Source organism: Enterobacter sp. 940_PEND (assembly GCF_001059415.1).
Classification (GTDB): Bacteria; Pseudomonadota; Gammaproteobacteria; order Enterobacterales; family Enterobacteriaceae; genus Enterobacter; species Enterobacter cloacae_M.
Genome location: NZ_JUMS01000001.1, coordinates 26,639 through 53,218, shown reverse-complemented (window position 1 = coordinate 53,218; position 26,580 = coordinate 26,639). Strand labels below are relative to the sequence as shown.

Below are 26,580 nucleotides of genomic sequence, written 5' to 3'. Positions count from 1 at the left end.
ACAATCAGGTACTATCGAAGGGCTCATTACAATTTATTAACATAAGATCAGTAACAACCAGAAGCGCTCGAAGGAGAGGTTAATGGAAAGCAAAGTAGTTGTTCCGGCGGAAGGTAAAAAGATCACCCTGCAAAACGGCAAGATTAACGTTCCTCACAATCCGATTATCCCGTTCATCGAAGGTGACGGTATCGGTGTAGACGTTACCCCGGCGATGCTGAAAGTGGTTGATGCCGCTGTTGAGAAAGCCTACAAAGGCGAGCGTAAAATTTCCTGGATGGAAATTTACACCGGTGAGAAATCTACTCAAGTTTATGGCCAGGACGTCTGGCTGCCAGCAGAAACGCTGGATCTGATCCGCGACTACCGCGTTGCTATTAAAGGCCCACTGACGACGCCAGTTGGCGGCGGTATCCGTTCCCTGAACGTGGCACTGCGTCAGGAGCTGGACCTGTACGTGTGTCTGCGCCCGGTTCGTTACTATCAGGGCACCCCAAGCCCGGTTAAGCACCCTGAACTGACCGATATGGTTATCTTCCGCGAAAACTCAGAAGACATCTACGCGGGTATCGAATGGAAAGCGGACTCTGCTGACGCAGAAAAAGTGATTAAATTCCTGCGCGAAGAGATGGGCGTGAAGAAAATTCGCTTCCCTGAGCATTGCGGTATCGGCATCAAGCCATGCTCTGAAGAGGGTACTAAACGTCTGGTGCGTGCGGCTATCGAATACGCGATCACCAACGACCGTGACTCTGTGACCCTGGTTCACAAAGGCAACATCATGAAGTTCACCGAAGGCGCGTTCAAAGACTGGGGTTACCAGTTGGCGAAAGAAGAGTTCGGCGGTGAGCTGATCGACGGTGGCCCATGGCAGAAAATTAAGAACCCGAACACCGGCAAAGAGATCATCATTAAAGATGTGATCGCCGATGCGTTCCTGCAGCAGATCCTGCTGCGTCCTGCAGAATACGACGTGATTGCCTGTATGAACCTGAACGGTGACTACATCTCTGACGCCCTGGCAGCACAGGTTGGCGGTATCGGTATCGCCCCTGGCGCGAACATCGGTGACGAGTGCGCTCTGTTCGAAGCGACCCACGGCACTGCACCAAAATACGCGGGTCAGGACAAAGTGAACCCAGGCTCTATCATCCTGTCCGCAGAGATGATGCTGCGTCACATGGAATGGTTCGAAGCCGCAGACCTGATCGTTAAAGGTATGGAAGGCGCGATCAACGCGAAAACCGTAACTTATGACTTCGAGCGTCTGATGGAAGGCGCTAAGCTGCTGAAATGCTCAGAGTTTGGCGACGCGATTATCGCGAACATGTAATCCAGATTCTGGGTTAAACAAGAGCGGGGGCCTGAGGGTTCCCGTTTTTTTTGCCTCTGCCTGAGGGAGACAATACGATGTTAGCCACCGTCCTTATCGCTGTCGTTGCATTCATCCATCTCTACATTCTTGTGCTGGAAATGTTCCTGTGGAATACCAAAACAGGGCACAAGGCCTTTAATTTGCGTCCTGATTTTGCGCGCGAGACCCGCGTGCTGGCCGCAAACCAAGGGTTGTATAACGGTTTTCTGGCGGCCGGTCTGCTCTGGAGCCTCTGGCTCGGCGAAAAGGGTATTCAGGTGGCCATCTTCTTCCTGACCTGCGTATTAATAGCCGGGCTCTTTGGCGCAGCCACCGCCAGCCGAAAAATTTTGTATGTCCAGGCCGCGCCCGCTCTCGCAGCGCTGCTTGCGTTACTCATCTGAAGCAATGCTTTGGTTGAGATTAGGCGTCCGATATACTGATGGCTTTACCCGTAAAGATTAGCGACGAGACAGTTATGAACAACGATATCCCACTGAAATATTATGACATTGCCGATGAGTACGCGACGGAAGCCGCAGAGCCCGTCGCTGACTCAGAGCGCGACGCGCTGGCACATTATTTCCAGCTGCTGCTCACCCGTTTATCGAATAATGAGGAGATTAGCGAGGAAGCCCAGCAGGAGATGGCCACTGAGGCCGGGATCCGTGCGGGTCGCATCGATGATATTGCGAACTTCCTCAATCAGTGGGGAAATGAATAGTCTGCTTCAAAAGCCGTTATGCTGATGCTTTGCGATACAGCTTAGCATCACGCTATCGGACCACATGCATTTTTTCCGCAGAATATGCGACGCGGGGGCGTCTATAAACAGCGCGAAAATAACGGTCAGACAAAAGAGTACCACTGGTAATAGTAAGGATAATTTCACGTTTTTAACCAAAATATGAGTGTGCTTCAGGGTAATCTACCGTCTGAATGTGACGACTATATGTTTTTGCGTAAAAAATAGAAATGCCCGACTGGAAAAAAACGGACGCGCAAGGCTTCGGATTACGGTGCGACCCCGGTGAGTCGCTTCGCCAGCTCGCTTCGGGTGAGTGCTTTTGAAAAATACCATCCCTGAATCAGCGCATCGGGATATCTGCTTGCAATAAAGCGATATTGAATTTCATTTTCCACGCCCTCGAAAACAAGCGTTTTATTCAATCTTGCAAGGGCATCGCTGAAGATTACAAAGATGTTTTGCTTATAATGCTCGCTGATGCCGTCCACCAGCGACTTATCGATTTTGATTTCATCATATTCAAGCAGCGAAAGGCGGGCGAGGTTCGAGTTCTGCACGCCAAAATCATCTATTGATATTTTTACGCCGAGCGATTTCAGCTCCTGACAGAATCCCTCGAGGATATCTGCCGTGGAAACGGCTTTTTCGGAGAGTTCGACCTTCATCAGGGAAAGGGGAAGGTGATTGGCAAAACACGCACGGCGCAAAATGGTAATGAACTGTCCATCTTCAATTTCCTTGTGCCCAACGTTTATTGAGACTATCAGCTGGTGTTTTATCGCCAGAGGGGCAATTTCGGAAAGGGATTTTTCGATAATATTACTGTAATATTTTTTATACAGACCGATCTTCTTAATTAATGGGATAAACAGCTCCGGAGAGACGTCCCCGTGCTTTTGATCGCGCCATCTCGACAGAACTTCGACGCCCACGATTTTTTGATCGTGAATGCGAATAATGGGCTGATAGTTAACGCTGATGGTATTCGTGATGACGGCTTTTATCAGCGTACGTTCCAGAGAAAAACGGTCTTCATAGATACGGAAGATAAATAACGTTATCGCAATCCAGATAAAACAGAGAATGACTGCGAGAAGCGCAAAGATAAACGGAGGCAACGAGGCCAGCCCGGCGTCGTGATGCTTCACGATGACGCACAGGTCCCAGAAGGTGCTGCACTGTGTCAGAGTCAGGGTAAACAACGTCGAATGCAGCCAGCTCTGCTGATTTAGCTCCGTGGCGGACGAAAAAAAGACTCTGCCGAAGTCTTTGGTGGTAGCACTGAGCGAATAGCTTGCGGTAACCGGGGTGAATTTATCGTAAGCATAGCGGGAGGTGAAGATAATAATATTATTATAAATTGCCGCATTGCCCGTGAAAAAGTCTTTTCTCGAAAACTGGGCCAGGAGAAAGCCCCTCGGCGTTTTATGCAGTTCTGCAGGAAGTGCAACGGGCGTCGCGAGTTTCCCCCAAAAAGCGGTACAGACAATTTTTCCCTTCTCAATAAAGCCGATATCGGCAAAATAAAGATTATTAAGCTTAATTTGTCTGTAGCGATCGAGGCTGGTTTTATCACATCCATGCGTCGTGATGCTTTTGAGACCCAGCGCCACGCTTTGGGACACGTCTTCTGAATAATGTAAAAGGGTACGGGATATTTCACGCTGTTTGCTCTTCTGCTGACCGATGATTACAACATTGACCGCATAAAGAGACAGGAAGACCAGAAGCGTTGAAGCAATAGCAACGGCAATGAGCTTTTTCATTTTCCAGTTATCCAGTCCGCTCCCTGATTTCACAAATCTTAACACAGCCAGGGCAAGGAACAAGCCTGATAGTCACGTCATGTGAGTAAATGTCGGCAGGTGAACTCATACGAAAGTATCAGTTTTTTAAGACAATTCTCAGCTAAGCTATTTTCATTGTTATAAGCAATACCGGGTTAGCACAGGCTCTTCAACCAGAACATCCATGCTTGATTTTTCTATTAAGGAAAACATCGTGCGCAACGTGATGATCCCTATTCTTAGCGCTCTGTTTCTTTTTCTGAGCGGCATTTTGATTATTAACTGGCAGCTATGGCAGATGGCGAAGCTGAGTAATAGTCATACCGCCACGGCCAGCACCCAAAAAATAGAAAACATTCTGGCTGAAGCAGTCAGTGCGGCCAGCACGGCGAAGCGCGTTGCGGCCCAAGGGTGTACCAGTAGCGGACAGCTGGCGCTGGGGACAGAGGCAGCGCTAAAACCGCATCTGCGCGCCATCATGATCGAGCAGCAGGGTAAGATCATCTGTACTTCCCTTCCCGGGAATGGCGTGTTGATTATTCATCCTGAGACGTTACCTGCCGAAAAATTGGTGCTGTTACCGGGCAGTCGACTGGTGAACGGCATTCCGGTGCTTGTCTTTCAGATGCCCATCGCGGGAGGGCGCGTCATCGTCAGTATCAGTGACGCGCATTTACAGGACGTCATTGCAAGCGCATCGAACAACATGGATCTGGGGCTGGTTGTCGGCGAAAGCATGCTTGTTCGCAACGGTGCAGTGAGGGGCTGGAAAGCGGCCTCCTGGGCGGGGGCGCTTACGGCATCAACGCAATTTCCCTTCAGCCTCGCCTGGCAACCTCCTGCCTTTTTCAGCCTGACGCGGCTTTTGCAACAGGGATGGAGCCTGATACTGCTTATTCTTGCGCTATCGGTGGCGGTGGGCATTTTGATCCGCCGATACAAGGGGAAAAGTACCTCATTTGAAGAGGACTTACGTAAGGCCATTTTGCAGGGGGAGATCGTGCCTTATTACCAGCCGATCGTGAACGGCGATACCGGCGGGTTATACGGCGTTGAGGTCCTGGCAAGATGGAAGCATCCAAAGTCAGGCTTTATCCCGCCGGATGTCTTTATTCCGATTGCCGAACGTAGCGGGTTGATTATACCGCTGACCAAAGGGTTAATGGCAAAAGTGGTGACCCAGCTTAAGCCGCTTTTGCCTAAGCTACCGGACGGGTTTCATATCGGGGTAAACATCAGCGCCAGACATATTAATGCGCCTTCATTTATCGGTGACTGCCGCGTCTTCGGGAAGGGGTTTCAGGGTAAAGAGGTCAAACTGGTTCTCGAGGTGACCGAGCGTGAACCGCTGATCGATAATCCCCACCTCGTGGAAAACCTCAACATGCTGCATAACGCCGGCTTTGTTATTGCCCTGGATGATTTTGGTACGGGTTATTCCGGGCTGTCATGCCTTAATGCGCTGGCCATTGATTATATTAAAATTGATAAAAGCTTTGTGAATCGGGTTTCAGAGGAAAAGGACTCAACGATCCTGCTGGACTGCGTCATTGACCTGGCGAAAAAACTCTCTTTACGCATTGTTGCTGAAGGCGTAGAAACAAAAGAGCAACTGGAGTATCTCAACCGTAATGAGATAACCCTGTTACAGGGATATTATTTTGGTAAGCCCGTCTCCTATATCGATTTTATTAAAGTCATTTTATCTAAACCCAGGGAGACCGTTAGTTTGTAAAACGAAATAAAGACGAGCTTCTGTTGTATGCTTAAGTGCAATTCATTTTCCTCTTATCCCGAGCTTTGTTACAGTGACAAGAGTTGTCAGCCAGGGATGTCAGGCGTGATAAGGTGGAAAAGCTCGTGCATGTGAAAAATACTTTTTACACAACAACCATTACCGTCATCATTGTCTCATTGATCATCTCGCTGTCGCTTGCCGTCCAAATTGCCACGTCCAGACAGCAGTCAATTCAGCAAATTAATACCAGCGTTGCTAACCTGAGCCATACCCTTGATGTCTACACCGAGGGGATCATGCGCCAAAGCGAAATGTTAATTACTACCGTTTCCGACATAATCGAAATTTATGGCATGACGCCGCAACAGGCGACCAATATTCAGCGGATGATAAATGATCAGGATAATCTTCTTACCCAGATTAATAATGTGGTTGTTTACGACGCTCAGGGCGATATCTTTACCGCGTTGCACGAAACTTTTACAGGCCCACGTAAAGGATCGGACAGGTCATTTTTTATCTATCACAAGGAAAATAAAAATCAGCAGATTTTTATTGGTGAGCCCGTGGTAAGCAGAACCAATGGCAAATGGGTCATTACCATTAGTCGTCGCCTTGAAACCCACACCGGGGCATTTAACGGTGTGGTGGTGGTGACGTTGGGTATCGAGAATTTTCTCGCGCTTTACGGGCAGATTAATATTGGTCACCTGGGCGTCATTGGCTTAACGACACAATCCGGCGTGCTGCTGGTCCGGTATCCCTTTAAAAATACCTATATTGGCACGATTGTTTCTGATTCACCCCTCTTCAGGAAATACCTAAAGGTACAAAATACGGGGATAGCCAGCTCCATCTCGCGGTTTGATAAAATCGAGCGCATCTATGCCTATGAGAAAAACCGACGCTACGGACTGGTCACCACCGTGGCGGTTAGCATTGATGAAGCTCTTGCCCCCTGGCGCAAGCAGGCTATTCAGCTGGCGCTACTCATTTTCGTGTTCACGGCGATACTCATCGTAGCGTCATACTTCCTGTATTCCGACCTGTCCCGAAAAACACGTGATAACAAAGCGCTGAAGATTATTGCCTCAGAAGATGCGTTGACCGGGCTGTACAATCGCCGCGTATTTGATGAAAAAATCCTCTCGGACATCGCTATGTGTGCCGCGCATGACGCGCCGATTTCGATACTGATCGTGGACGTTGACTACTTCAAAAAATACAACGATAACTACGGCCATCCGGAAGGGGATCGGTGTCTGGCTATGCTCGGAAACAGCCTCAGGGAGAGCCTTACCCGTGATAATCAGCTTGTGGCGCGCTACGGCGGAGAGGAGTTTGCCCTGATATTACCTGATACGGATATCCAGGAGGCGCTTCGACTGGCGCAGACGATCATTCGCAACGTGTTTTCCCTGCAAATCGCCCATGCCTTTAGCCCCTTCGGACGGGTGACGGTAAGCGTCGGGATTTCCACCGCGCGTGCGGTCGACATCGCGGGCAGCCAGCAGAATATCATTATTGCCGCTGACCAGGCGCTCTACCAGGCAAAACGCGCAGGACGTAACCGGTACGCGTTTGTTGGGGTATGAACAGAAAAAAAAGCCCACTCAGGAGTGGGCAAAAAATACTGGAAGCAATGTGAGCAATGTCGTACTGAATACCTGAGTGTTACGCTCAACTATTCAGTGTTGAGAAAGATAATCTTTCTCAACAAAAGATGCAACCCCACAGTTTATGCGGCAGGTTCTTTTTGTTGGTGAATAATTGCGCACTCTCTCATTGTGATGCCTATCACAAATTTCCTTTCTGAAATCCTGTGCTATTCTTTTTTGTGTCGTTGATTTAATGACAAAAACCATACAGAGAGGAAAGTTATGGGAATTTTATCCTGGATTATCTTTGGGCTTATTGCGGGTATTCTGGCGAAGTGGATTATGCCGGGCAAAGATGGCGGTGGTTTTATCGTCACCGTAATACTGGGTATTATCGGCGCGGTAGTCGGCGGCTGGATCAGTACGCTGTTCGGTTTTGGCAAAGTCGATGGCTTTAACTTCGGCAGCTTTGCCGTCGCGGTCATCGGTGCGCTGGTTGTTCTGTTTATCTACAGAAAAATCAAAAGCTAAGGCTTAAAAGCGTTAAAAAAGGCTGCCAGATGGCGGCCTTTTTTACGTGGCGGGTTTACCACCAGCCAAGCTGCGCGCCGGCAAACGCCGCGATGGCTACGATCAGCATAATGAGGGTCGTTTTTCTCATTTATGCCCCAGGCGCCGCGTAACCACCGACAAAAAACCATGCTAAAAAAATCACCGCCGTTATAAAAATAACGACCGGGAAGAGGATCCCTATTCTCATATCATCACCTGTTTCGGTTTTTGTAACGCCGTAGAGTGTACGGGGTTAATCCATAGTGAGAAAGCGTGTTTTGCTTTTTCCTTTCTTATCCTGATACATCGCGACATCCGCGTCGCGTAATGCGCTGTCCGGATCGGTTACCCGAGGGTCCACTTCGATAACGCCGACGCTGGCTCCGGGGTATATGAGGTTGACGCTACCCAGCCAGTATTCACCGGCAATACAGGCGCTGAGGCGCGTTTTGAGCAGCGTGACCTGCGCGTTATCTCCTTCACTGTGGGATGTGCTCAACGACGCCACCAGAAACTCATCGCCGCCCAGCCGGCCAATGATATCGTCCTGCTGTTTTTCTTCCGTCAGACGCTTGCCCACTTCAATCAGGAACTGGTCGCCAGCCTCGTGGCCGTAGCGATCGTTAATCAGCTTGAAATCATCCAGATCGATGAACGCGATGACGGTGTTACGCTTAAGGTGCCGCGCCAGGGAAAACAGCGTGGTCAGATCTTCAAAAATGGCGCGACGGTTGGGTAAACCGGTAAGGGCATCCGTGTAAGAGTGCGCGATAAGGGCCGCATTGGCTTCGCGAAGCTGGGTTACCAGCGACTCTTTCTGAATGGACTGGGCAATCAGCCCGGCGAATAACTTCAGAACCTGTTCACCGCGCTCGCTAAGCGGCTTTCTGGCCGTGCTGGTGGCACAAAGCGTTCCGTAGAGTGAACCATCCGCAAGATGGACAGGAATACTCATGTAGGTCGTAATGCCGAGCGCTTTCGCCGCCTCGCACTCCGGCCAGCGTTCGGGAACGTCGTTGCTGAATACGGTGTCGCTATCCAGCGCGCGCTTACACAGCGTTTCATCCCACGGGACGCTCAGCCCCTCAGGGATTGTCATCTGCTTGCTGTTGCGGGCGTAGAGGATATGCTGCAGTCGGGCTTCGATATCTACCTTGGTGAGGTAAGTCGACTCCATGTCAGTCACGATCTCCAGCATCTCCAGCAGCTGACGAACGAGACCTTCAAGGGATTGTTCAGTGGCGAGGGTTTCTGAAACACGGGCAAGGATAATATCCGACATGACGTAGAATGACTCCCAGGCAGAAGACGTCTGCATCTGCATGTTATGCTGAGTTTTTAGACTTCAGGCATAGTAAAACATGAATATAAAAAATTTAATATATGCAGGGAGTGGGCCGCTGGATAGAAAAAAGGCCCCGTTGTTGAGACCGGGGCAAAGACATCTTGATTACGGAATGATGTTCTCTGGTCATATCGAGAACATGCAACACTATAGTGTTGAAAAGTGCAGTTAAAATGGAGAAATCATGGAGAAAGCGGCGATGACCCGTTACCCTTAGACTGTCATGATGTCACAAGGATCAATGAGATGAGATTTCTGCTTCTGGCGCTGGCGCTTCCCCTGGCGGCCTGCACCGCGAAAACAACCCCACCCGATGCGCCGAAACCGCCTCACGCTATCGGTATGGCGAACCCGGCCTCCGTGTACTGCCTGGAGAAAGGCGGGGAACAGATCCCGGTTCAAAGCCCGCAGGGCGTACGCACGGAGTGCAAACTACCGGGCGGCGAAGTGATTGATGAATGGACGCTCTACCGTCGCGATCGTCCGCAACCCACCAGGTGACAGAGGTATATTGCCTGCGATACACTTCTCTTTAGGATTATTCTTAGCCAGCCCCTGGCTACCGTTACCGTGAGAGAAGTATGTTTCAGCTTAAACCGGGCAGCATGGCGATGATCATCGGTGCCCGCACGGCGTCAGGCCGTCGCAATATTGGTAAATCTGTTGAGCTGTTTGGCCTGTGTCAGCCCGGCCTGCGTTTCGTTAACCCGGTCAACGGCGTGATGACGCAATTACCCGCTACCGCCGATCGCGCGCTTTGGCTGGTGACTGGCGATGTTTATGCCTTTGACAATCAGCACGGCTTTGCCTTTGTCCGCGCCGAACATCTGATGCCGCTCACCCCCGATGAAGCGCCGCAAATGCTTGACGAGCTGGCGATCGGCTGATCAGAGATGGCGCAGCCAGTCGGCTAATACCAGGGCGTGATTTTGCTTCGTGTCTTTGGCAGCGTAGAGCAGGGTGACGGTTTGCCTGTTCGCCAGCGTCGCAAGACGCATTCCCTCGTCAGCATGCTGCGCCAGCTCTTCCCTATAGGCCTTACTGAAGGCGGCGAAATCAATGGTTTCGCTATGAAAGGCCTTGCGTAATTCATTCGAGGGCGTGAGCGCTTTACACCATTCATCATACGCGAGGTCCGTCTTTTTAACCCCGCGCGGCCACAGTTTGTCCACCAGCACCCGATAGCCGTCGTCCGGGCCAGCCTGCTCGTATACGCGTTTGCATTGAATCATAATTCCACCCTCCCAATTTAAGGTATTGTGATAATTGCAGAAGATCGGTAGTCTGAGGTTCCTTATGTTATCTGATAATACTCTGGCATAAGGAACCTTTCATGGAACACCTCCCGGTTAAAACGACGCTGCGTATTGCGCTGGTTGGCGATTACAATCCCAGTGTTATTGCGCATCAGGCGATCCCGCTAGCCATTGACGACGCCGCCGCAGTCCTTGACCTCACCGCCGATTACGACTGGCTTGCCACCACGGAGCTGACGAGCCCTGAAGATCTGGTGGGCTACGATGCCATCTGGCTGGTGCCTGCCAGCCCTTATAAAAACACCGAGGCGGCCTTTATCGCCGCGCGCTACGCCCGTGAAAGCGGCGTACCGTTCCTTGGCACCTGCGGCGGATTCCAGCACGCGCTGATTGAGTATGCCCGCAATGTGTTGGGCTGGGCCGATGCGGCACATGCCGAGACGGATACCGAAGGCACCATGGTGATTGCGCCGCTGGCCTGTTCGCTGGTGGAAAAAACCGATGCCATTGAGCTGCGCAAAAATACGCTGATCGCGAAAGCGTACGGCAAGCCGGAAATTGAAGAGGGCTATCACTGTAACTATGGCGTGTCGCCAGCGTTTTCCCAGGCGCTGGAAAGCGGTGATATGCACGTTACGGGCTGGGACGAACAGGGGGAAATTCGCGCCGCAGAGCTGGTTACGCATCCGTTCTTCGTGATTACCTTATTCCAGCACGAGCGTGCCGCGCTGGAAGGCCGTCCGGTCGTGCTGGTGCAGGCGATGCTGCGCGCCGCTCGTGGGTAAAAAAGGCAGACCCGAGGGTCTGCCACACTGTTTAACGGGGGGCGATCTCCCGGTCTCGCCCGGCCAGAACGCCGCAAATAGCCATTATCACGGCGGCCAGGGCGCAGCCCAGAAGCGGGATCCGCCAGTCTCCCGCGCTATCGTGAATTTTCCCCATCAGCGGAGGGCCGCAGGCGGCGAGCAGATAGCCAATCGACTGCGCCATGCCGGACAGCGCCGCAGCCTGGTGCGCAGAGCTGGCGCGCAGGCCGATGAACGTCAGGCCGAGGATCATCGTTGCTCCGGAGCCAAAGCCAAACACCAGCGTCCACATCACCGCCATGTCAGGCATAAACCATAGCCCCGCCGCGCTTACCGCGCACATCAGCGCCACCGCACCTGCGATCCCCCGCTGATCTTTCAGACGGTGGAGTACCAGAGGAACGGCAAGCCCCGGCACGGCCGTGGCCAGCTGCAACAGCCCGTGCACCGAGCCGGCCTGCGCTTCGCTGTAGCCGTGGCTGAGCAATATCGCCGGCAGCCAGCCGATGATGACGTAGTAAATCAGCGAGTTAATCCCCAAAAAGAGCGTCACCTGCCAGGCGAGGGCCGAGCGCCAGATGGCGCGATTATGCAGCGCGCCAGCGCCCGTTACCGTCGCAACGTGTTTCTGACGCCACTGCGGCAGCCAGAGCAGCAGCGCGACCAGCGGAAACGCCATCAGCATCAGCAGCGCGCCATGCCAGCCCGCGCTACCCTGCGCCAGGGGAACAATCATCGCTGAGCCAAAGGCCGCCGAGACGCCCATCGTCAGGGAATAGGCTCCGGTGAGTCGGGCTACCTGGCCCGGGAAGTCACGCTTAATTAATCCGGGTAACAGCACGTTACCGAGCGCAATCCCGCAGCCGATGACCGCCGTTCCGATGAAAAGCAGCGCGGCGGAAGGCAGCGAGCGAAGTGCAATTCCGGCGCAAATCAGCAGCAGGGCGACAAACAGGCTGCGCTCCATGCCGATACGTCGGGCAACGCCTGCGGCAAGCGGTGAGACAAGGGCGAAAGCCAGCAGGGGCAGGGTGGTCAGCAGACCGGTTTGCGCCGTGCTTAAGCCATAATCAAGACGAATAGTGTCGAGCAGCGGGGCTGCGCCGGTAAAGGTGACGCGAAGCGTAGTGGCAATCATCAGGATGCCTGCAATTAACAGCGCGCCGTGTTTTCCTGAGGTGCGAATAGCAGTAGTCATTATGTTCTCATACGTTCAAGCGAGCGCACACAATACCGATTTTCCAGGCGGTTGAAATCAGGCTAAAATGACAGTTTATCGCTAAAATCGGACAAGCTGATGATTGGTCTGGGACTGGACGGCTATGATCCCGATAGCCAGCACGATGCGGCCGTCGCATTTCGTATCCGCGTGGTGGCGGAGGAACAGTATATTCCCCGACATCATCACCGTAAGGGGCAGCTCATTCTGGCCCTCGGCGGCGCGATCACCTGCGAAGTGGAAAATGCCATGCTGATGGTTCCGCCCCAGTACGCCGTCTGGATCCCCGGCCAAATGCCGCACAGCAACAGGGCTACCCCGGGGGCGCAGCTCTGCTTTTTGTTCATTGAACCGGGGGCGGCAAGCTTGCCCGACCGCTGCTGCACCCTGAAAATCTCCCCTCTGGTGCGCGAGCTGATTTTATCCCTGGCGGAAAAATCGCGTGAACAGCTCTCTCTTGCGGCCACGTCGCGCCTGGTGGACGTTCTGTTTGACGAGCTGCCGCTCCAGCGTCAGGAGCATCTGCAGCTGCCCGTCTCGCCCCATCCTAAAATTCGGCTGATGAGCGAGAAAATGGCGGAAGAGCCCGCCGCCTGGCAGACGCTGACGCAGTGGGCGAGCCACTTTGCCATGAGCGAACGCAGCCTGGCGCGGCTGGTGGTGAAAGAGACCGGTTTAAGCTTTCGCCGCTGGCGCCACCAGCTGCAGCTGATTGTGGCCTTACAGCATTTGATTGGTGGGAAATCGGTACAGCAGGTGGCACAGTCACTCGGCTATGACTCTACCACCGCGTTTATCACCATGTTCAGGAAGGGACTCGGCCAGACGCCGGCGCGTTATATGGCCAGCCTGACTACGACTTCCCAATAAACAGAGAGACCAGGCCCGCCGCAATCAGCGGGCCGACCGGCACGCCGCGAAAGAGCGCCACGCCCAGCACGGTGCCCACCAGCAGACCCGCCACCAGCGAGGGCTGGCTGCTCATCAGCGTAACGCCGCGCCCGCCCAGCCACGAAACAAAAATCCCCACCGCGATCGCCACCAGTGATTTCCAGTTTACAAACGAATGCAGCAGCGTTGAGGCGGGAAGCGTGCCGCTGGCGATGGGCGCCATTACCCCGATGGTTAAGATGATGATCCCGATGGTGAGGCCTTGTTTTTCTATCCACGGGAAAAAGCTATTTAACGGGGTCACGCGAACAATAATCAGCACCAGAATCGAGATGGCGACGGTGGTGTTATGGCTGACAAAGCCGAGCGCGGCGAGTGCCAGAAGAATGAGAAGAGTAGGGTCAAACATAGGGAATCCTTGCCAAAATAATCAACTTGCTTACTGTACGCGCAAACGCGACGCAGGGCAGTTTTAAAAAGATTTTATTGCTGTCATAACCTTGTCATTTACGCGGATTAAAACGGAGGCAGATATCGCAAAAGGGGTCGCCATCATGAACGATCACATGTTTGTTGAAACGCTGATTATCTCCTCATCGTTTTTCGCTATTGCCGTTATTCTCGTCGCCTCCGTGCTGTTTCTGGAAAGAAAAGGCTGACAGGGTCGCCAGCCATAGCGGTTACGCTTTGTGGAAGGTCACCAGCTCAGGACGGGCGATGCGCAGGTAATCCTGGGTATCCATAATCACGGATTTCTCCAGCAGGCCGGCGTTAAACGCGATTTCGTCAAAGCGCTCGAACAGCAGCGGGTCGGCAACCAGCGCCAAATCAGGATGGAAGCTAAAGGGCGGGATCGCGCCGAAAACGCAGGCGGTCAGGGTATCGACCTCAGCCGGGCTGGCGAGGGAGGCCTTCAGCCCGCCAAAATGGCGGGCAAGCTGGCTCAGGTCGGCCTGCAGATCGGCGGCGAGGATAGCCAGAACGTGTTTTTTTACGCCGTTTCCCTTCACCTTGCAGACGAGGGCCTTTGCGCCTTGTCGCAGATCGGTCCCGCGAATTTCACTTACCGCTTCACATTTTCCGACCGCCTCGTGCTCCATGACGCGAAACCGCGCGCCCTGCTCGGTGAGTAAGGTAATCAGCTGCTGGTGGGTGCCTGTTCCAATAACGTCGTCAGTCATAACGATTTTCCCGGTGATAATCCAGTATGCAGCGTTCTACATTAGCACGGGATGGGCGGGGTCGAAAGAAAACAGCCAGCGCGTTCGCTGGCTGTTGGGTTATGCGTTGCTGGTAGCAGATTGCTTGTGGAACAGCTCCCTGAACACCGGATAAATATCATCCTGGTCACGGATATGCTGCATGGCAAAATTATCGAACATTGCTTGCAGATGTTCATACTCCCGCCACAGGGTCTGGTGCGCGCGACGGGTAATTTCGATATAGCTGTAGTAACGCACCACCGGCAGAATTTTCTTCGCCAGAATCTCGTGACACAGCGGTGAGTCATCGGCCCAGTTGTCGCCATCGGACGCCTGCGCGGCATAAATGTTCCACTGCGCCGGGTCGTAACGCTCTTTGACCACTTCATCCATCAGCTTCAGAGCGCTTGATACGATGGTCCCGCCGGTCTCCTGCGAGTAGAAAAACTCATGTTCATCTACTTCTTTCGCCTGAGTATGGTGACGAATATAGACCACCTCCACGTTCTTATAGGTTCTGCTCAGGAACAGATAGAGCAGAATATAAAAACGCTTCGCCATATCCTTCGTGGCCTGGTCCATCGAGCCGGAAACGTCCATCAGACAGAACATCACCGCCTGGCTGGAGGGCTCGGGGCGTTTTTCGTAATTCTTGTAGCGCAGGTCGAAGGTGTCGATAAACGGTACCCGTTCGATCTTCGCTCTTAGTTCCGCAATCTCTTTACGCAGGCGCTCCTCTTCCAGCAGTTGCGCTGGTTCCGTGTTTTCCACGACCTTCAGGCTGCTCTCCAGCTCGCGCAGCTCGCGCCGTTTGCCCGCCGTCATGGCCGTTCGTCGCGCCAGTGAATTCTGCAACGAACGCACGACGCTGATATTGGCGGGCACGCCGTTGGCGGTATAGCCCGCGCGATGGGTTTTATATTCATTAAGCTGACGATGCTGATTCTTTTTTAGATTCGGCAGCGCCAGGTCTTCAAACAGCAGGTCGAGATATTCGTCTTTCGAAATCTGGAAGACAAATTCGTCCTGACCTTCACCGTCCTGGCTGGCCTGTCCCTGACCGCTTCCTGAACCACCGCCGCCGCCCTGAGGACGCTCAATTCTGTCGTTCTGAACGAAGTGGTCATTACCTGGGTGTACGCGATGGCGCAGGCCACCTCGCCCCTGATGAAACATCGGTTCGCTGATGTCATCGGTGGGGATGGAGACAGACTCGCCGCTGTCGACGTCGGTCACCGAGCGTTTGTTGATGGCCTCGGAGATAGACTGTTTAATTTGCGCTTTATAACGACGCAAGAAGCGCTGGCGGTTCACCGTGCTCTTGTTTTTGCCGTTAAGACGCCGGTCAATAAACCAGGTCATATACCCCCCGTACTGCATTTGCCAACTTGCATTTTGTAGGCCCGGTCAGCGCGAACCGCCACCGGGCACTTGTTTTTAAGACGATTTACGCACGCGCAGATACCATTCGCAGAGCAGGCGGACCTGCTTGCGGGTGTAGCCTTTTTCCATCATACGGTCGACAAAGTCGTCGTGCTTTTTCTGCTCATCGGTTGAGGTTTTGGCGTTAAACGAGATCACCGGCAGCAGCTCTTCGGTATTGGAGAACATTTTCTTCTCAATGACCGTGCGCAGCTTCTCGTAGCTGGTCCAGTTCGGATTGCGCCCGTTGTTATGCGCTCTGGCGCGCAGGACGAAGTTCACAATCTCGTTACGGAAGTCTTTCGGGTTGCTGATCCCGGCAGGCTTCTCGATTTTTTCCAGCTCCGCGTTCAGGGATTCACGGTCAAACAGCTGGCCGGTATCCGGGTCGCGGTACTCCTGATCCTGGATCCAGAAGTCAGCATAGGTGACGTAACGGTCGAAAATGTTCTGCCCGTATTCTGAATAGGATTCCAGGTAGGCCGTCTGGATCTCTTTGCCAATGAACTCGGCGTATTTCGGGATCAGGTAACCTTTGAGGAACTCAAGGTAGCGTTCAGCCTGCTCCTGCGGGAACTGCTCGCGTTCGATTTGCTGCTCCAGCACGTAGAACAGATGAACCGGGTTGGCCGCCACTTCCGCATGGTCGAAGTTAAAGACGCGGGAGAGGATCTTAAACGCGAAACGCGTGGACAGACCGTTCATCCCCTCGTCGACGCCAGCGTAATCGCGGTACTCCTGATACGACTTCGCTTTCGGGTCGGTATCTTTCAGGCTTTCACCGTCATAGACGCGCATTTTCGAATAGATGCTGGAGTTTTCCGGCTCTTTCAGACGCGAAAGGATGGAGAAGCGCGACAGCGTTTCCAGCGTTCCCGGTGCGCAAGGAGCGTGCACCAGCTCGCTGTGGTTAAGCAGTTTCTCGTAAATTTTGATCTCTTCGGAGATCCGCAGGCAATAAGGCACCTTGACGATGTACACGCGGTCAAGGAAGGCCTCATTGTTTTTGTTATTACGGAAGGTCACCCATTCAGATTCGTTCGAGTGGGCGAGAATAATCCCGTTAAACGGCAGGGCGGAGATACCTTCCGTCCCGTTGTAGTTGCCTTCCTGCGTAGCCGTCAGCAGGGGATGCAGCACTTTAATCGGTGCTTTAAACATCTCGACGAATTCCATAATCCCCTGGTTCGCACGGCACAGCGCGCCTGAGTAACCGTAGGCGTCCGGATCGTTTTGCGCGAAGTTTTCCAGCTTACGGATATCGACTTTACCTACCAGAGCCGAGATATCCTGGTTGTTCTCATCACCCGGTTCTGTTTTGGCGATGGCGATCTGCTCAAGGATAGACGGCCAGACCTTCACCACGCGGAATTTGGTGATGTCGCCACCAAACTCGTGCAGGCGTTTTGCCGCCCACGGCGACATGATGGTCCCGAGATAGCGACGCGGGATGCCATACTCTTTATCCAGAATCTGCGCGTCTTCCTGCGGATTGAACAGGCACAGCGGATGGTCGTTCACCGGGCTGCGTTCACCGTTGGCGCTCAGCACATAGATAGGGACGCGCTGCATCAGCGACTTCAGGCGTTCAGCCAGCGAGGATTTACCGCCACCCACCGGGCCGAGTAAATAGAGGATCTGTTTCTTCTCTTCCAGACCCTGAGCGGCATGCTTCAGATAGGAGACAATCTGTTCGATGGCATCTTCCATACCATAGAACTCTTCAAACGCCGGGTATCGGGCGACCACCCGATTCGAAAAGAGACGGGAAAGCCGAGGCTCCAGGGCAGTGTCAACCATGTTTGGCTCACCAATAGCCATCAATAGCCGTTCTGCCGCATTGGCATAGGCACTGCGATCTTGCCGACAGATGGTAAGAAACTCCTGCAGTGTGAACTCTTCGTCCTTGGCAGCTTCATAGCGCTGGCGATAGTGATCGAATATATTCATGGCATGCCGTCCTTTCGTTTTTTAGCACAGGATAAGAGCCGTTCGTATGAGTAGTGGAGGCTCCCGGAAGAGAATCTCTCGCACCTCACTGCCAGAGCAGCAACCTGTGTGCCAGGTCAGACGCTAAGAACCGCAGGGTGTTCAGGAAAACTCTTCTTAAATTAAAGCGTAGATGGCATTTGCAAAACTTGCATGCCCAGAAAATCTACTTTCAATGACATATCAATAACTCATCCAAAAATTTCCACTGTCGTTATAAGACAAATGCACGTTTTTCATTCAGTGGTCATATAAATGAAAGCGGGTTGTCATCTGAAAAGTTAAAAATAACGGGTTAATCAGACTGATTAGCAGGCAAAAAATTTTGGGATGTACGGGAATGGCGGTTACACTTCATCCGCTGATTATTTGACTACAGGAAAGAATGGATTGTGACCAAACTCAAACTTCTGGCATTAGGCATCTTTGCCGCGACCGCAGTGAACACCGCACAGGCGGAAAGTCAGTGGACGGTTGGCGCGGGTGTTGGCGTCATTAACAGCCCGTATAAACAGTATGACCGTGATGTTTATCCTGTTCCCGTTATCACCTATGAAGGCGACAACGTCTGGTTCCGCGGGCTCGGCGGCGGCTACTATCTCTGGAACGATAAGGCCGATAAGCTCTCCATCATGGCCTATTACGACCCAACGCACTTCAAGCCGGGTGACAGCGACAGCCATGCGCTTCGCCAGCTCGACAAGCGTAAAAGCACCATGATGGCCGGGCTCTCTTATGTACATAACACCGAGTATGGCTTCCTGCGTACGGCCCTGGCGGGTGATACGCTGGATAACAGCAACGGCTTTATCTGGGATCTGGCGTGGTTGTACCGCTACACCAACGGCGGGCTCACCCTGACGCCGGGTATCGGTGTGCAGTACAACAGCGAGAACTACAACGACTACTATTACGGCGTCTCTAAAAACGAGTCCCGCCGCAGTGGTCTGAAAAGCTACAGTGCAGATGACGGCTGGGATCCTTACCTGGAGCTGACCGCGAGCTACAACTTCCTTGGCGACTGGAGCGTGTACGGTACCGGCCGCTATGAGCGTCTGAGCGACGAAGTGAAGGATAGCCCGATGGTCGATAAGTCCTGGGCAGGCATCTTCTCTGTGGGTGTGAGCTACAAGTTCTGATTGTGCACTAATATCGTGCAATTGATGCATTAAAACGGGGCGCTTGCGCCCCGTTTGCTTTAGCGTGGTGCAGAGAATTTATCGCTTAACAATGCGAATCGTCTGCCCTAAACGAGACGGTTTTTCTTCACTCGCTTTCTGCGGGTTGGTCACGCGAGCCGTTTCCACGCAGACAAACGTTTTGTAGCCATCATCCGTCATGTCGGCCATGCTGACGGACAGCGCCGGACCCGGGTTCCAGCCCACCACGTCGCTGTGATGATGATGGACCACTTCAATGCCGCGGTTCAGGGCGCCGTCGTGGATCACGCTGCACGCTTCCGGGTGCAGGTAAACGCGGTCGGTACGGTCAGGGAATGCCTGAACACCGTCGCTCAGTTTGCCTTCTTTCGCGTTATCGACTTTATCAATATAGGTATCGCCAAGGCCGCTCACCTTCACGGCGCTGATATCACCCACGTTGAAATAGGTGTGCAGGGCAGAGGTGGTTTCGAACTCGCCGTGAGCTTCCAGTTCGATTTCACAGGTTTTACCCAGTTTGAAGCGGGCATACAGGGTGAAATCGTGCGGCCAGAGGGCGCGGGTTTCATCGTTTGCCTGCAGCTCAAAGGTCAGCGCTGCGCCGTTGTCATCTTCGTTATGCGCTTTCAGAGTCCACTGCTGGTTGCGGGCAAAACCGTGAGACGGCAAACCCGGCTGTGCGGACGGGCCGAACCACGGCCAGCAGATCGGCACGCCGCCGCGAATAGCCGCCCCTTTTTTGAAGGAGGTCGCATCGCTCAGCCACAAACCTTCGGCTTCACCTTCCGGTTTCCAGGAGAGCAGGTGCGCGCCGTTCAGCGCCACGGAAGCTTTAACGCGTGGGTGGTCAACGACGATAACGTCGGCACCGTCAATCTGACGGCGGGAGAGCACAGGGGTAAGTTGTTCGACTACCGGAAGTGCAAAAATTTTATTAATCATTAAGCAATCCTCTGTCTTATAAATAAAAAAAGGCGACCGAAGTCGCCTTTTTGGATCAAGCACTCATCTCAACTTATTTAGAGATGTGAGCGATCAGGTCCAGTACTTTGTTAGAGTAGCCAGTTTCGTTGTCGTACCAGGAAACCAGTTTAACGAAGTTGTCGTTCAGTGCGATACCTGCTTTAGCATCGAACACGGAAGTGCAGATTTCGCCGTTGAAGTCGGTAGAAACAACGTCGTCTTCGGTGTAGCCCAGAACGCCTTTCATTGCGCCTTCGGAAGCAGCTTTGATTGCTTTCTTAATTTCTTCATAAGAAGCAGCTTTTTCCAGACGAACGGTCAGGTCAACAACGGATACGTTAGGAGTTGGAACGCGGAACGCCATACCAGTCAGTTTGCCATTCAGTTCTGGCAGTACTTTACCTACAGCTTTAGCAGCACCGGTAGAGGATGGGATGATGTTCTGAGCCGCGCCACGGCCGCCGCGCCAGTCTTTGTGAGACGGGCCATCAACGGTTTTCTGAGTAGCGGTGGTTGCGTGAACGGTAGTCATCAGACCTTCGATGATGCCGAAGTTGTCGTTGATAACTTTAGCCAGCGGTGCCAGGCAGTTGGTGGTGCAGGATGCGTTAGACACGATATCCTGGCCAGCGTAAGTTTCGAAGTTTGCACCACGAACGAACATTGGGGTGTTGTCTTTGGAAGGACCAGTCAGAACAACTTTCTTCGCACCCGCAGTGATGTGTTTACGTGCAGTTTCGTCGGTCAGGAAGATACCGGTTGCTTCAGCAACAACGTCAACACCGATTTCGTTCCATTTCAGGTTAGCTGGGTCTTTTTCAGCAGTAACGCGGATGGTTTTGCCATTAACAACCAGGTGGCCGTCTTTCACTTCAACGGTGCCGTCGAAACGACCGTGAGTTGAGTCGTACTTCAGCATGTACGCCATGTATTCAGCGTCCAGGAGATCGTTGATACCAACGATTTCGATGTCAGAACGTTTCTGAGCAGCACGGAAAACAATACGGCCGATACGGCCAAAACCGTTGATACCTACTTTGATAGTCATATATTCCACCAGCTATTTGTTAGTGAATAAAAGGTTGCCTGTAAAATTACAAAAACCTTACGCAGCGTCAAGCGGAATCGTGTCAATCATTGCGACAAATCAATCCTGTGACTAACGTTTGTGCGACTGACTCGCCTCACTTTCCCTTTGAGCTTGCACCCATATGGGGGCTGAGCCGGGATTTTAAAGTCCTCGCAGGATAAAAATGTGAACATGATCACAATTGCCTGACCGCTTATTCGCGACACATAAGTTTAGATCAAAAGTGCACGCAAGGGTGTTAATGTTTTGTTAGAATCCGGGTTGAAAGATGTCTGTTTCTACAGCGAGATGTAAGCATATGTCGAACCAACGTAACCCTGACGATTTGAAAAAAAACCTCACAGAAATGCAGTTTTACGTGACGCAGAATCACGGAACGGAACCGCCGTTCACCGGGCGTTTACTGCACAACAAGCGAGACGGCGTCTACCACTGTCTGGTCTGTGATGCCCCGTTGTTCAATTCACAAACGAAATTTGATTCTGGCTGCGGCTGGCCGAGTTTTTACGAGCCGGTGAGCGATGAGGCCATCCGCTACCTGACCGACTCGTCGCACGGCATGGTGCGCACGGAAATTCGCTGCGGCAACTGCGATGCGCACCTTGGGCACGTCTTCCCGGATGGCCCACAGCCTACGGGCGAGCGTTTCTGCGTAAACTCTGCCTCAATGAGCTTCACCGATGATGAGAACGGTGACCAGATTAAGGGTTGAAAAAACGATTCAGCAAATTATTCCTTTGAAAGGGCGCGAGTGTGAATATTGATGACATGATTAGCGGCATGACGCCGGAAATTTATCAGCGTCTGGTGACCGCCGTAGAACTGGGAAAATGGCCCGACGGCGTCGCGCTGACGCCGGAGCAAAAAGAGAACAGTTTGCAGCTGGTGATGCTGTGGCAGGCGCGCAATAACACCGACGCGCAGCACATGACGATCGACACCAAAGGCCAGATGGTGATGAAGAGCAAGCGCGAGCTGAAAGAAGACTTCGGCATCACGCCGAAGCCGATTGCGACGATGAAAATGCAATAACGGTGCGGGTTGATACCCTCTCCCACAGGGAGAGGGCGTAAAAGACTACGCCTGCGTTTCCAGCCAGTCTTCGAGCGTATACAGCGTCGCGCCTTCCGCAGCCATATCCATAAACGCCTGAGCGCTGTCCTGCGGGTGAATGTTTACCCCGCGGCAGCCGTCGGTGATGACGCTGACGGTATAACCTAACTGGAGCGCGTCCAGCACGGTAAACTTCACGCAGTAATCCGTCGCCAGGCCCAGCACGATCAGCTCCGTGATTTCGTGATGACGTAACCACGCGTCCAGCGCCGTTTTCTGGCGATGCCCGTTATCAAAAAACGCGCTATAGCTGTCGATAGCCGGGTTTTCACCTTTATGGAACACCGCATCGACGGCTTTCTGATTCAGGAGCGGATGCAGCTCCGCGCCTTCCGTCTGCTGTACGCAGTGATCCGGCCAGAAGGTTTGCGCCAGCCCGTCGAGTTCACCCTGAGTGAAAGGCTCGACGTTGTGCTGGCTGGCAAAGCTGCCGTGGTTCGCCGGATGCCAGTCCTGGCTTGCGACAACCGCTTCGCCGCGGGCTTTGCACCAGTCAATCAGCGTGTTTGCCACGTCAACGGTGCTGTCACCTTCGGCGACGGCCAGCGCACCGCCCGCGCAGAAATCATTTTGCAAATCGACCAGTAGCAGGGCGCGTTGCTTCATGAGCACTCCTTATTCGTCCGGGGTCAGCTCGCCGCGCAGGTTTTGCATCATCGCGCTGCGAATGGACTGAATGTCCAGATCCTGACTCAGTAAATAGTGAAGTTTAGTCAGCGTTGCCTCAACGGTCATATCGAAGCCGCTGATGACTCCCGCATGCGCCAGCGCGTTGCCGGTGGCATAGCCGCCCATGTTGACCTTTCCGGACATGCACTGGGTCAGGTTCACGACCACAATTCCGCGCTCGCTGGCTTCCTGGAGCTCTTTCAGGAATTCGCCGTTCTGCGGGGCATTACCTACGCCATAGGAGCGCAGAATCAGCGCTTTCACCGGCTGGCGAAGGAAGTTACGCACCACGTCGGCAGAGATACCCGGGTAGATAGTGACCACGCCAATCGGTTGCGGAGTGATCGGATGCACGATCAGCTCGCCGGCGGTGTTCGGCGCAGGCGGCGTGCCCAGACGACGGATATGAATTCCGGCCTCCAGCAGCGGCTGCAGGTTAGGGGAGGCGAAGGCGTCAAAACCGTCGGCATGGGCTTTGGTGGTGCGGTTGCCGCGATACAGACGGTTATTAAAGAATAGCGACACTTCGTTGATCGGGTAATTCGCCGCCACGTACAGGGAGTTCAGCAGGTTGATCTGCCCGTCCGAGCGCAGCTCCGCCAGCGGGATTTGCGACCCGGTGACGATAACCGGCTTGCTCAGGTTCTCCAGCATAAAGGAGAGCGCCGAGGCGGTAAACGCCATGGTGTCGGTGCCGTGCAGGATCACGAAGCCGTCGTACTGGTCGTAATGGGCTTTAATGTCATCCGCGATGTGCTGCCAGTCTTCCGGCGTCATGTCGGAGGAGTCCATCAGCGGCTCGTATTCGTGGATGGTGAAGTCAGGCATTTCCGGACGGTGGAATTCCGGCATCAGCGCAAGCTGACGCTGAAGGTGGCCGGAGACAGGGATATAGCCATTTTCAGAGCGCTGCATACCGATGGTACCGCCAGTGTAGGCTACATAAATCGATTTCTTCTGCATGGTAGTGAGTTCTTGTTCTTCAAAAGAAAAAAATCCCCTCTTCGCGGGAAGAGGGGACGGTTTTTAACGGACGTTAGCGCAGGTCAGGCAAAACGCGTAACGACTCTGTGGATCGTTAAAGGCCGCGAGCTTATCGCTTTCCGCCTTCATCGCTTTCGCCGCTGTGGCGACTGGCGCAGGCAGGTAAGCCTGCATCGCCTCCGGCAGCATGGCGCGTACCGAGCCGGACATGCTGTCCATGACCATATCGAAGAACGAAGGCTCGTCCTGGTAATACTCGATATGCCATTGCTTGAGCTTCGCCAGCTCGGCGGCTTTTTTCACCGCGTCATCGAAGTCGCCCAGGCTGTCCACCAGACCGTTGCTCTTCGCATCCTGGCCGGTCCAGACGTGTCCCTGTGCGATCTGGTCGATCTGCTCAGGCGTCTTTTTACGCGAGTCCGCCACCAGGGTGATAAAGCGCTTATAGCCGTTCTCAATGCTGAGCTGCATCATCTCAGAGACTTCTGGCGGCAGGGATTTGGTCACCGACACATCCGCCAGCGGAGAGGTGGCCACGCCATCGGTATGCACGCCCAGAGAATCCAGGCTGTTTTCCACGGTGTTGATCACCCCGAAGATGCCAATCGAACCGGTCAGCGTGCTTGGGTTGGCCACGATGTAGTTGGCTGGCGTTGAGATCCAGTAACCCCCGGAGGCGGCCATTCCGCCCATGGATACGACGACCGGCTTGCCGGCGGCACGCGCCGCAGCCAGTTCAGCGCGGATCACCTCGGAGGCGCTGACGCTGCCGCCAGGGCTGTTCACCCGCAGGACGATCGCTTTCACTTTTGGATCCAGACGAGCATCGCGGATTTGTGACGCGGTAGTATCGCCGCCCACGTTCCCCGGAGTCTCCTGACCGTCCATAATGGCGCCGTTGGCAAAGACCACCGCGACGCTGTCACCGTTCTCATCCGGCTTTTTCGTCGAGTAATCATACATGCTGATGGCGCTGTAATTTTTATCCTCTTTGCTCCAGCCAAACTGCTTGCTCAGGGATTTTTCAATCTCGGCGCTGGTGCCCAGGGCATCAACCAGTTTGTTATCGAGCGCATATTTTGCGGTATCACCGTCAACCTTACGCAGGCCATCCAGCACGCCCTGTGCGCCCGGGAACGCCTGCTCAGGCGTAATCTGGCGGTTGGCGGCAACGGTGCCGAGATAGTTCTGCCACAGCTCGCCAATCCAGCGGCTGTCCGCTTCACGGGCGGCTGGAGACATGTCGTCGCGGATAAACGGCTCGACGGCTGATTTATACGTGCCGACGCGGAAGACGTGGGTGGTAACCTTAAGCTTGTCGAGCAGGGATTTATAGTACAGGCCGTTGGTGGCAAACCCGTGCAGATCGACCGTGCCCTGTGGGGAGAGCCAGATCTTATTGGCGAAGCTCGCCAGGTAATATTGCCCCTGGCTGTAGCTGTCGCCCACGGCAATCACCGGCTTGCCGCTGTCGCGGAATTCGCGCAGCGCTTTACCGATGTACTGCATTGAAGGCTGATCGCCCCCGGCAAAATCTTTCAGATCCAGCACGATTCCGGTGATGTTGCGGTCATCTTTCGCCTGGCGGATGGTATCGACGATATCGAACAGGGAGTTTTCCTGCAGACGGTCTGACGTCGCGCCAAACAGCTGGCGGCTGATTGCCCCCAGACGGTTGCTGGCGGACGGTTTATCAACGATAACGCCGGTGATATCGAGTAACAGGGCCCCGCGAGTCGAATGCTGCGCCTGATTCGCGTTGCTGATATGCATCCAGATGCCCGCGCAAACCAGAACCAGGAAGATGAAAAAGATGTTCATCACCAGGTTGCGGACGAAGTTGAGCAGTCGCCACGTCCATTTAAAGAAACCGGCAATGATTCGCCAAAGGGTTCGCATGTATTCTCCCTAACCAGAAAATGACTGTTTCCGTCGCCACTGGACGGTAATGTTGGGTTATCGTAATGACCCAACCGCCACTTGTCAGCAGGAATCGCCTGCCAGGCTGTAACAAAATCTGCCGTCGTGTTAATTTTGTGAGTAAATTTCAAGAAAGGAGTTAACCAATGGACGCACTCGAACTGCTTGTTAACCGCCGTAGCGCTTCCCGTCTGGCCGAACCTGCCCCGGCAGGCGAGCAGCTGGAGAATATTCTGCGTGCCGGCATGCGTGCCCCCGATCACGGCACGCTGCAGCCGTGGCACTTCTTTGTGATTGAAGGCGAAGGCCGCGATCGTTTCAGCCAGCTGCTGGAGCAGGGCGCGATTGCCGCCGGGCAGGATGAGAAAGGTATCGACAAGGCGCGCAATGCCCCGTTCCGCGCCCCGATGATTATCGCCGTCGTGGCGAAATGCCAGGCTGACCATAAGGTGCCGATCTGGGAACAGGAAATGTCCGCAGGCTGTGCGGTGATGGCGATGCAGATGGCCGCCGTCGCGCAGGGCTTCAACGGCATCTGGCGTACCGGTGCGCTGACCGAAAGCCCGGCGGTCCGTGACGGTTTTGGCTGCGGTGAGCATGACAAAATTGTCGGTTTCCTCTATATCGGCACCCCGCAGCTTAAAGCCTCCAGCACCATCAGCATTCCGGACACCACGCCTTTCGTCAGCCATTTCTGATAACGCACCTAAACTGTCTGGATTCTGAGCATCTGCCGCAGAATTCAGACAGTCATACTTACCTCTTTATGGAATG

29 protein-coding genes are annotated in these 26,580 nt (G+C 53.6%); 15 read left to right on the top strand and 14 right to left on the bottom strand.

Annotation, left to right across the window (positions count from 1 at the left end):
• Positions 1-82 precede the first annotated feature (82 nt).
• The 3 genes from icd (at position 83) to ADJ24_RS00265 (ending at position 2,078) form a co-directional block, all read left to right on the top strand.
• Positions 83-1,333, top strand: a complete 1,251-nt coding sequence (icd, locus tag ADJ24_RS00275) for an NADP-dependent isocitrate dehydrogenase (protein WP_008500752.1) — start codon at positions 83-85, stop codon at positions 1,331-1,333.
• Positions 1,334-1,410: 77 nt separating this feature from the next.
• Positions 1,411-1,758: a DUF1304 domain-containing protein gene (locus ADJ24_RS00270; RefSeq protein WP_023311240.1), complete on the top strand. Its 348-nt coding sequence runs from the start codon at positions 1,411-1,413 to the stop codon at positions 1,756-1,758.
• A 74-nt stretch (positions 1,759-1,832) separates the two neighbouring features.
• Positions 1,833-2,078, top strand: coding sequence for a YmjA family protein (locus ADJ24_RS00265; protein WP_023311241.1), 246 nt, complete (start codon positions 1,833-1,835; stop codon positions 2,076-2,078).
• Between the two features lie 290 nt (positions 2,079-2,368).
• Here the strand turns inward: ADJ24_RS00265 and ADJ24_RS00260 are convergent, their stop codons facing one another.
• Positions 2,369-3,868 carry an EAL domain-containing protein gene (locus ADJ24_RS00260; protein ID WP_023311242.1) on the bottom strand — a complete coding sequence of 500 codons (1,500 nt, stop codon included), beginning with the start codon at positions 3,866-3,868 and terminating at the stop codon, positions 2,369-2,371.
• A 205-nt stretch (positions 3,869-4,073) separates the two neighbouring features.
• On the opposite strand from ADJ24_RS00260, the gene ADJ24_RS00255 reads away from it, so the two are divergent.
• The 3 genes from ADJ24_RS00255 (at position 4,074) to ADJ24_RS00245 (ending at position 7,756) form a co-directional block, all read left to right on the top strand.
• The gene (locus tag ADJ24_RS00255) at positions 4,074-5,624 is read left to right on the top strand and encodes an EAL domain-containing protein (RefSeq protein WP_233422267.1); all 1,551 of its coding nucleotides are present in this window, start codon (positions 4,074-4,076) and stop codon (positions 5,622-5,624) included.
• Between the two features lie 113 nt (positions 5,625-5,737).
• On the top strand, positions 5,738-7,222 hold the full coding sequence (locus tag ADJ24_RS00250) for a sensor domain-containing diguanylate cyclase (protein ID WP_373276156.1): 1,485 nt from the start codon (positions 5,738-5,740) through the stop codon (positions 7,220-7,222).
• Between the two features lie 285 nt (positions 7,223-7,507).
• Positions 7,508-7,756 (top strand): GlsB/YeaQ/YmgE family stress response membrane protein, encoded by a 249-nt coding sequence (locus ADJ24_RS00245; protein WP_006174788.1) that lies wholly within the window; start codon positions 7,508-7,510, stop codon positions 7,754-7,756.
• A gap of 130 nt (positions 7,757-7,886) precedes the next feature.
• On the opposite strand, the gene ADJ24_RS24875 is transcribed toward ADJ24_RS00245, so the two are convergent.
• A complete protein-coding gene (locus ADJ24_RS24875) occupies positions 7,887-7,985 on the bottom strand; it encodes a YoaK family small membrane protein (protein ID WP_029739841.1) in 99 nt (32 codons plus the stop codon).
• A gap of 45 nt (positions 7,986-8,030) precedes the next feature.
• Entirely contained in the window at positions 8,031-9,059 is a 1,029-nt protein-coding gene (locus ADJ24_RS00235) for a sensor domain-containing diguanylate cyclase (protein WP_032658325.1), read from the bottom strand.
• A 309-nt stretch (positions 9,060-9,368) separates the two neighbouring features.
• On the opposite strand from ADJ24_RS00235, the gene ADJ24_RS24745 reads away from it, so the two are divergent.
• Together ADJ24_RS24745 and ADJ24_RS00225 are read left to right on the top strand one after the other, a co-directional pair.
• Positions 9,369-9,623, top strand: coding sequence for a DUF333 domain-containing protein (locus tag ADJ24_RS24745; RefSeq protein ID WP_023311246.1), 255 nt, complete (start codon positions 9,369-9,371; stop codon positions 9,621-9,623).
• Positions 9,624-9,703: 80 nt separating this feature from the next.
• A complete protein-coding gene (locus ADJ24_RS00225; protein WP_023311247.1) occupies positions 9,704-10,009 on the top strand; it encodes a hypothetical protein in 306 nt (101 codons plus the stop codon).
• On the opposite strand, the gene ADJ24_RS00220 is transcribed toward ADJ24_RS00225, so the two are convergent.
• Positions 10,010-10,354 (bottom strand): DUF488 domain-containing protein, encoded by a 345-nt coding sequence (locus tag ADJ24_RS00220; protein WP_023311248.1) that lies wholly within the window; start codon positions 10,352-10,354, stop codon positions 10,010-10,012. It lies immediately after the preceding gene.
• A 101-nt stretch (positions 10,355-10,455) separates the two neighbouring features.
• Here ADJ24_RS00220 and ADJ24_RS00215 point away from each other — a divergent pair, with 101 nt between their 5' ends.
• Positions 10,456-11,163: a CTP synthase C-terminal region-related (seleno)protein gene (locus ADJ24_RS00215; RefSeq protein WP_023311249.1), complete on the top strand. Its 708-nt coding sequence runs from the start codon at positions 10,456-10,458 to the stop codon at positions 11,161-11,163.
• A gap of 31 nt (positions 11,164-11,194) precedes the next feature.
• Here ADJ24_RS00215 and ADJ24_RS00210 read toward each other — a convergent pair whose 3' ends face one another.
• A complete protein-coding gene (locus ADJ24_RS00210) occupies positions 11,195-12,382 on the bottom strand; it encodes a CynX/NimT family MFS transporter (protein WP_023311250.1) in 1,188 nt (395 codons plus the stop codon).
• A gap of 99 nt (positions 12,383-12,481) precedes the next feature.
• On the opposite strand from ADJ24_RS00210, the gene ADJ24_RS00205 reads away from it, so the two are divergent.
• Entirely contained in the window at positions 12,482-13,273 is a 792-nt protein-coding gene (locus ADJ24_RS00205) for an AraC family transcriptional regulator (protein ID WP_023311251.1), read from the top strand.
• Here ADJ24_RS00205 and ADJ24_RS00200 read toward each other — a convergent pair.
• Complete coding sequence (locus ADJ24_RS00200; protein ID WP_023311252.1) at positions 13,257-13,703, bottom strand: DUF441 domain-containing protein; 447 nt, start codon at positions 13,701-13,703, stop codon at positions 13,257-13,259. The two genes, ADJ24_RS00205 and ADJ24_RS00200, sit on opposite strands and share 17 nt — an antisense overlap.
• Positions 13,704-13,848: 145 nt before the next feature.
• Here ADJ24_RS00200 and yoaI point away from each other — a divergent pair, with 145 nt between their 5' ends.
• Positions 13,849-13,953: a small membrane protein YoaI gene (gene yoaI, locus ADJ24_RS24870; protein ID WP_010430055.1), complete on the top strand. Its 105-nt coding sequence runs from the start codon at positions 13,849-13,851 to the stop codon at positions 13,951-13,953.
• Between the two features lie 21 nt (positions 13,954-13,974).
• On the opposite strand, the gene ADJ24_RS00195 is transcribed toward yoaI, so the two are convergent.
• The 3 genes from ADJ24_RS00195 to yeaG form a co-directional block, all read right to left on the bottom strand.
• Complete coding sequence (locus ADJ24_RS00195) at positions 13,975-14,475, bottom strand: YbaK/prolyl-tRNA synthetase associated domain-containing protein (RefSeq protein WP_023311253.1); 501 nt, start codon at positions 14,473-14,475, stop codon at positions 13,975-13,977.
• 99 nt (positions 14,476-14,574) lie between these two features.
• Complete coding sequence (locus ADJ24_RS00190; RefSeq protein WP_032651499.1) at positions 14,575-15,858, bottom strand: YeaH/YhbH family protein; 1,284 nt, start codon at positions 15,856-15,858, stop codon at positions 14,575-14,577.
• A gap of 75 nt (positions 15,859-15,933) precedes the next feature.
• The gene (yeaG, locus tag ADJ24_RS00185) at positions 15,934-17,868 is read right to left on the bottom strand and encodes a protein kinase YeaG (RefSeq protein ID WP_008500713.1); all 1,935 of its coding nucleotides are present in this window, start codon (positions 17,866-17,868) and stop codon (positions 15,934-15,936) included.
• Between the two features lie 431 nt (positions 17,869-18,299).
• On the opposite strand from yeaG, the gene ADJ24_RS00180 reads away from it, so the two are divergent.
• Positions 18,300-19,046, top strand: coding sequence for a MipA/OmpV family protein (locus ADJ24_RS00180; protein ID WP_023311255.1), 747 nt, complete (start codon positions 18,300-18,302; stop codon positions 19,044-19,046).
• 78 nt (positions 19,047-19,124) lie between these two features.
• Here ADJ24_RS00180 and ADJ24_RS00175 read toward each other — a convergent pair whose 3' ends face one another.
• Together ADJ24_RS00175 and gapA are read right to left on the bottom strand one after the other, a co-directional pair.
• The gene (locus tag ADJ24_RS00175) at positions 19,125-20,009 is read right to left on the bottom strand and encodes a D-hexose-6-phosphate mutarotase (protein ID WP_023311256.1); all 885 of its coding nucleotides are present in this window, start codon (positions 20,007-20,009) and stop codon (positions 19,125-19,127) included.
• Positions 20,010-20,082: 73 nt separating this feature from the next.
• On the bottom strand, positions 20,083-21,078 hold the full coding sequence (gapA, locus tag ADJ24_RS00170) for a glyceraldehyde-3-phosphate dehydrogenase (protein WP_023311257.1): 996 nt from the start codon (positions 21,076-21,078) through the stop codon (positions 20,083-20,085).
• A 340-nt stretch (positions 21,079-21,418) separates the two neighbouring features.
• On the opposite strand from gapA, the gene msrB reads away from it, so the two are divergent.
• Positions 21,419-21,832 (top strand): peptide-methionine (R)-S-oxide reductase MsrB, encoded by a 414-nt coding sequence (msrB, locus tag ADJ24_RS00165; protein ID WP_008500710.1) that lies wholly within the window; start codon positions 21,419-21,421, stop codon positions 21,830-21,832.
• Positions 21,833-21,888: 56 nt separating this feature from the next.
• Positions 21,889-22,152 (top strand): YeaC family protein, encoded by a 264-nt coding sequence (locus ADJ24_RS00160; RefSeq protein WP_196238666.1) that lies wholly within the window; start codon positions 21,889-21,891, stop codon positions 22,150-22,152.
• A gap of 45 nt (positions 22,153-22,197) precedes the next feature.
• On the opposite strand, the gene pncA is transcribed toward ADJ24_RS00160, so the two are convergent.
• From pncA to sppA, 3 genes are all read right to left on the bottom strand, one after another.
• Positions 22,198-22,839, bottom strand: coding sequence for a bifunctional nicotinamidase/pyrazinamidase (gene pncA / locus ADJ24_RS00155; protein ID WP_023311259.1), 642 nt, complete (start codon positions 22,837-22,839; stop codon positions 22,198-22,200).
• Positions 22,840-22,848: 9 nt separating this feature from the next.
• Positions 22,849-23,865 carry an asparaginase gene (gene ansA, locus ADJ24_RS00150; RefSeq protein ID WP_008500705.1) on the bottom strand — a complete coding sequence of 339 codons (1,017 nt, stop codon included), beginning with the start codon at positions 23,863-23,865 and terminating at the stop codon, positions 22,849-22,851.
• 63 nt (positions 23,866-23,928) lie between these two features.
• The gene (gene sppA / locus ADJ24_RS00145; RefSeq protein ID WP_023311260.1) at positions 23,929-25,785 is read right to left on the bottom strand and encodes a signal peptide peptidase SppA; all 1,857 of its coding nucleotides are present in this window, start codon (positions 25,783-25,785) and stop codon (positions 23,929-23,931) included.
• Between the two features lie 167 nt (positions 25,786-25,952).
• Between sppA and ADJ24_RS00140 the strand changes: the two genes are divergently transcribed.
• The gene (locus ADJ24_RS00140; RefSeq protein ID WP_023311261.1) at positions 25,953-26,504 is read left to right on the top strand and encodes an NAD(P)H nitroreductase; all 552 of its coding nucleotides are present in this window, start codon (positions 25,953-25,955) and stop codon (positions 26,502-26,504) included.
• Positions 26,505-26,580: the final 76 nt, after the last annotated feature.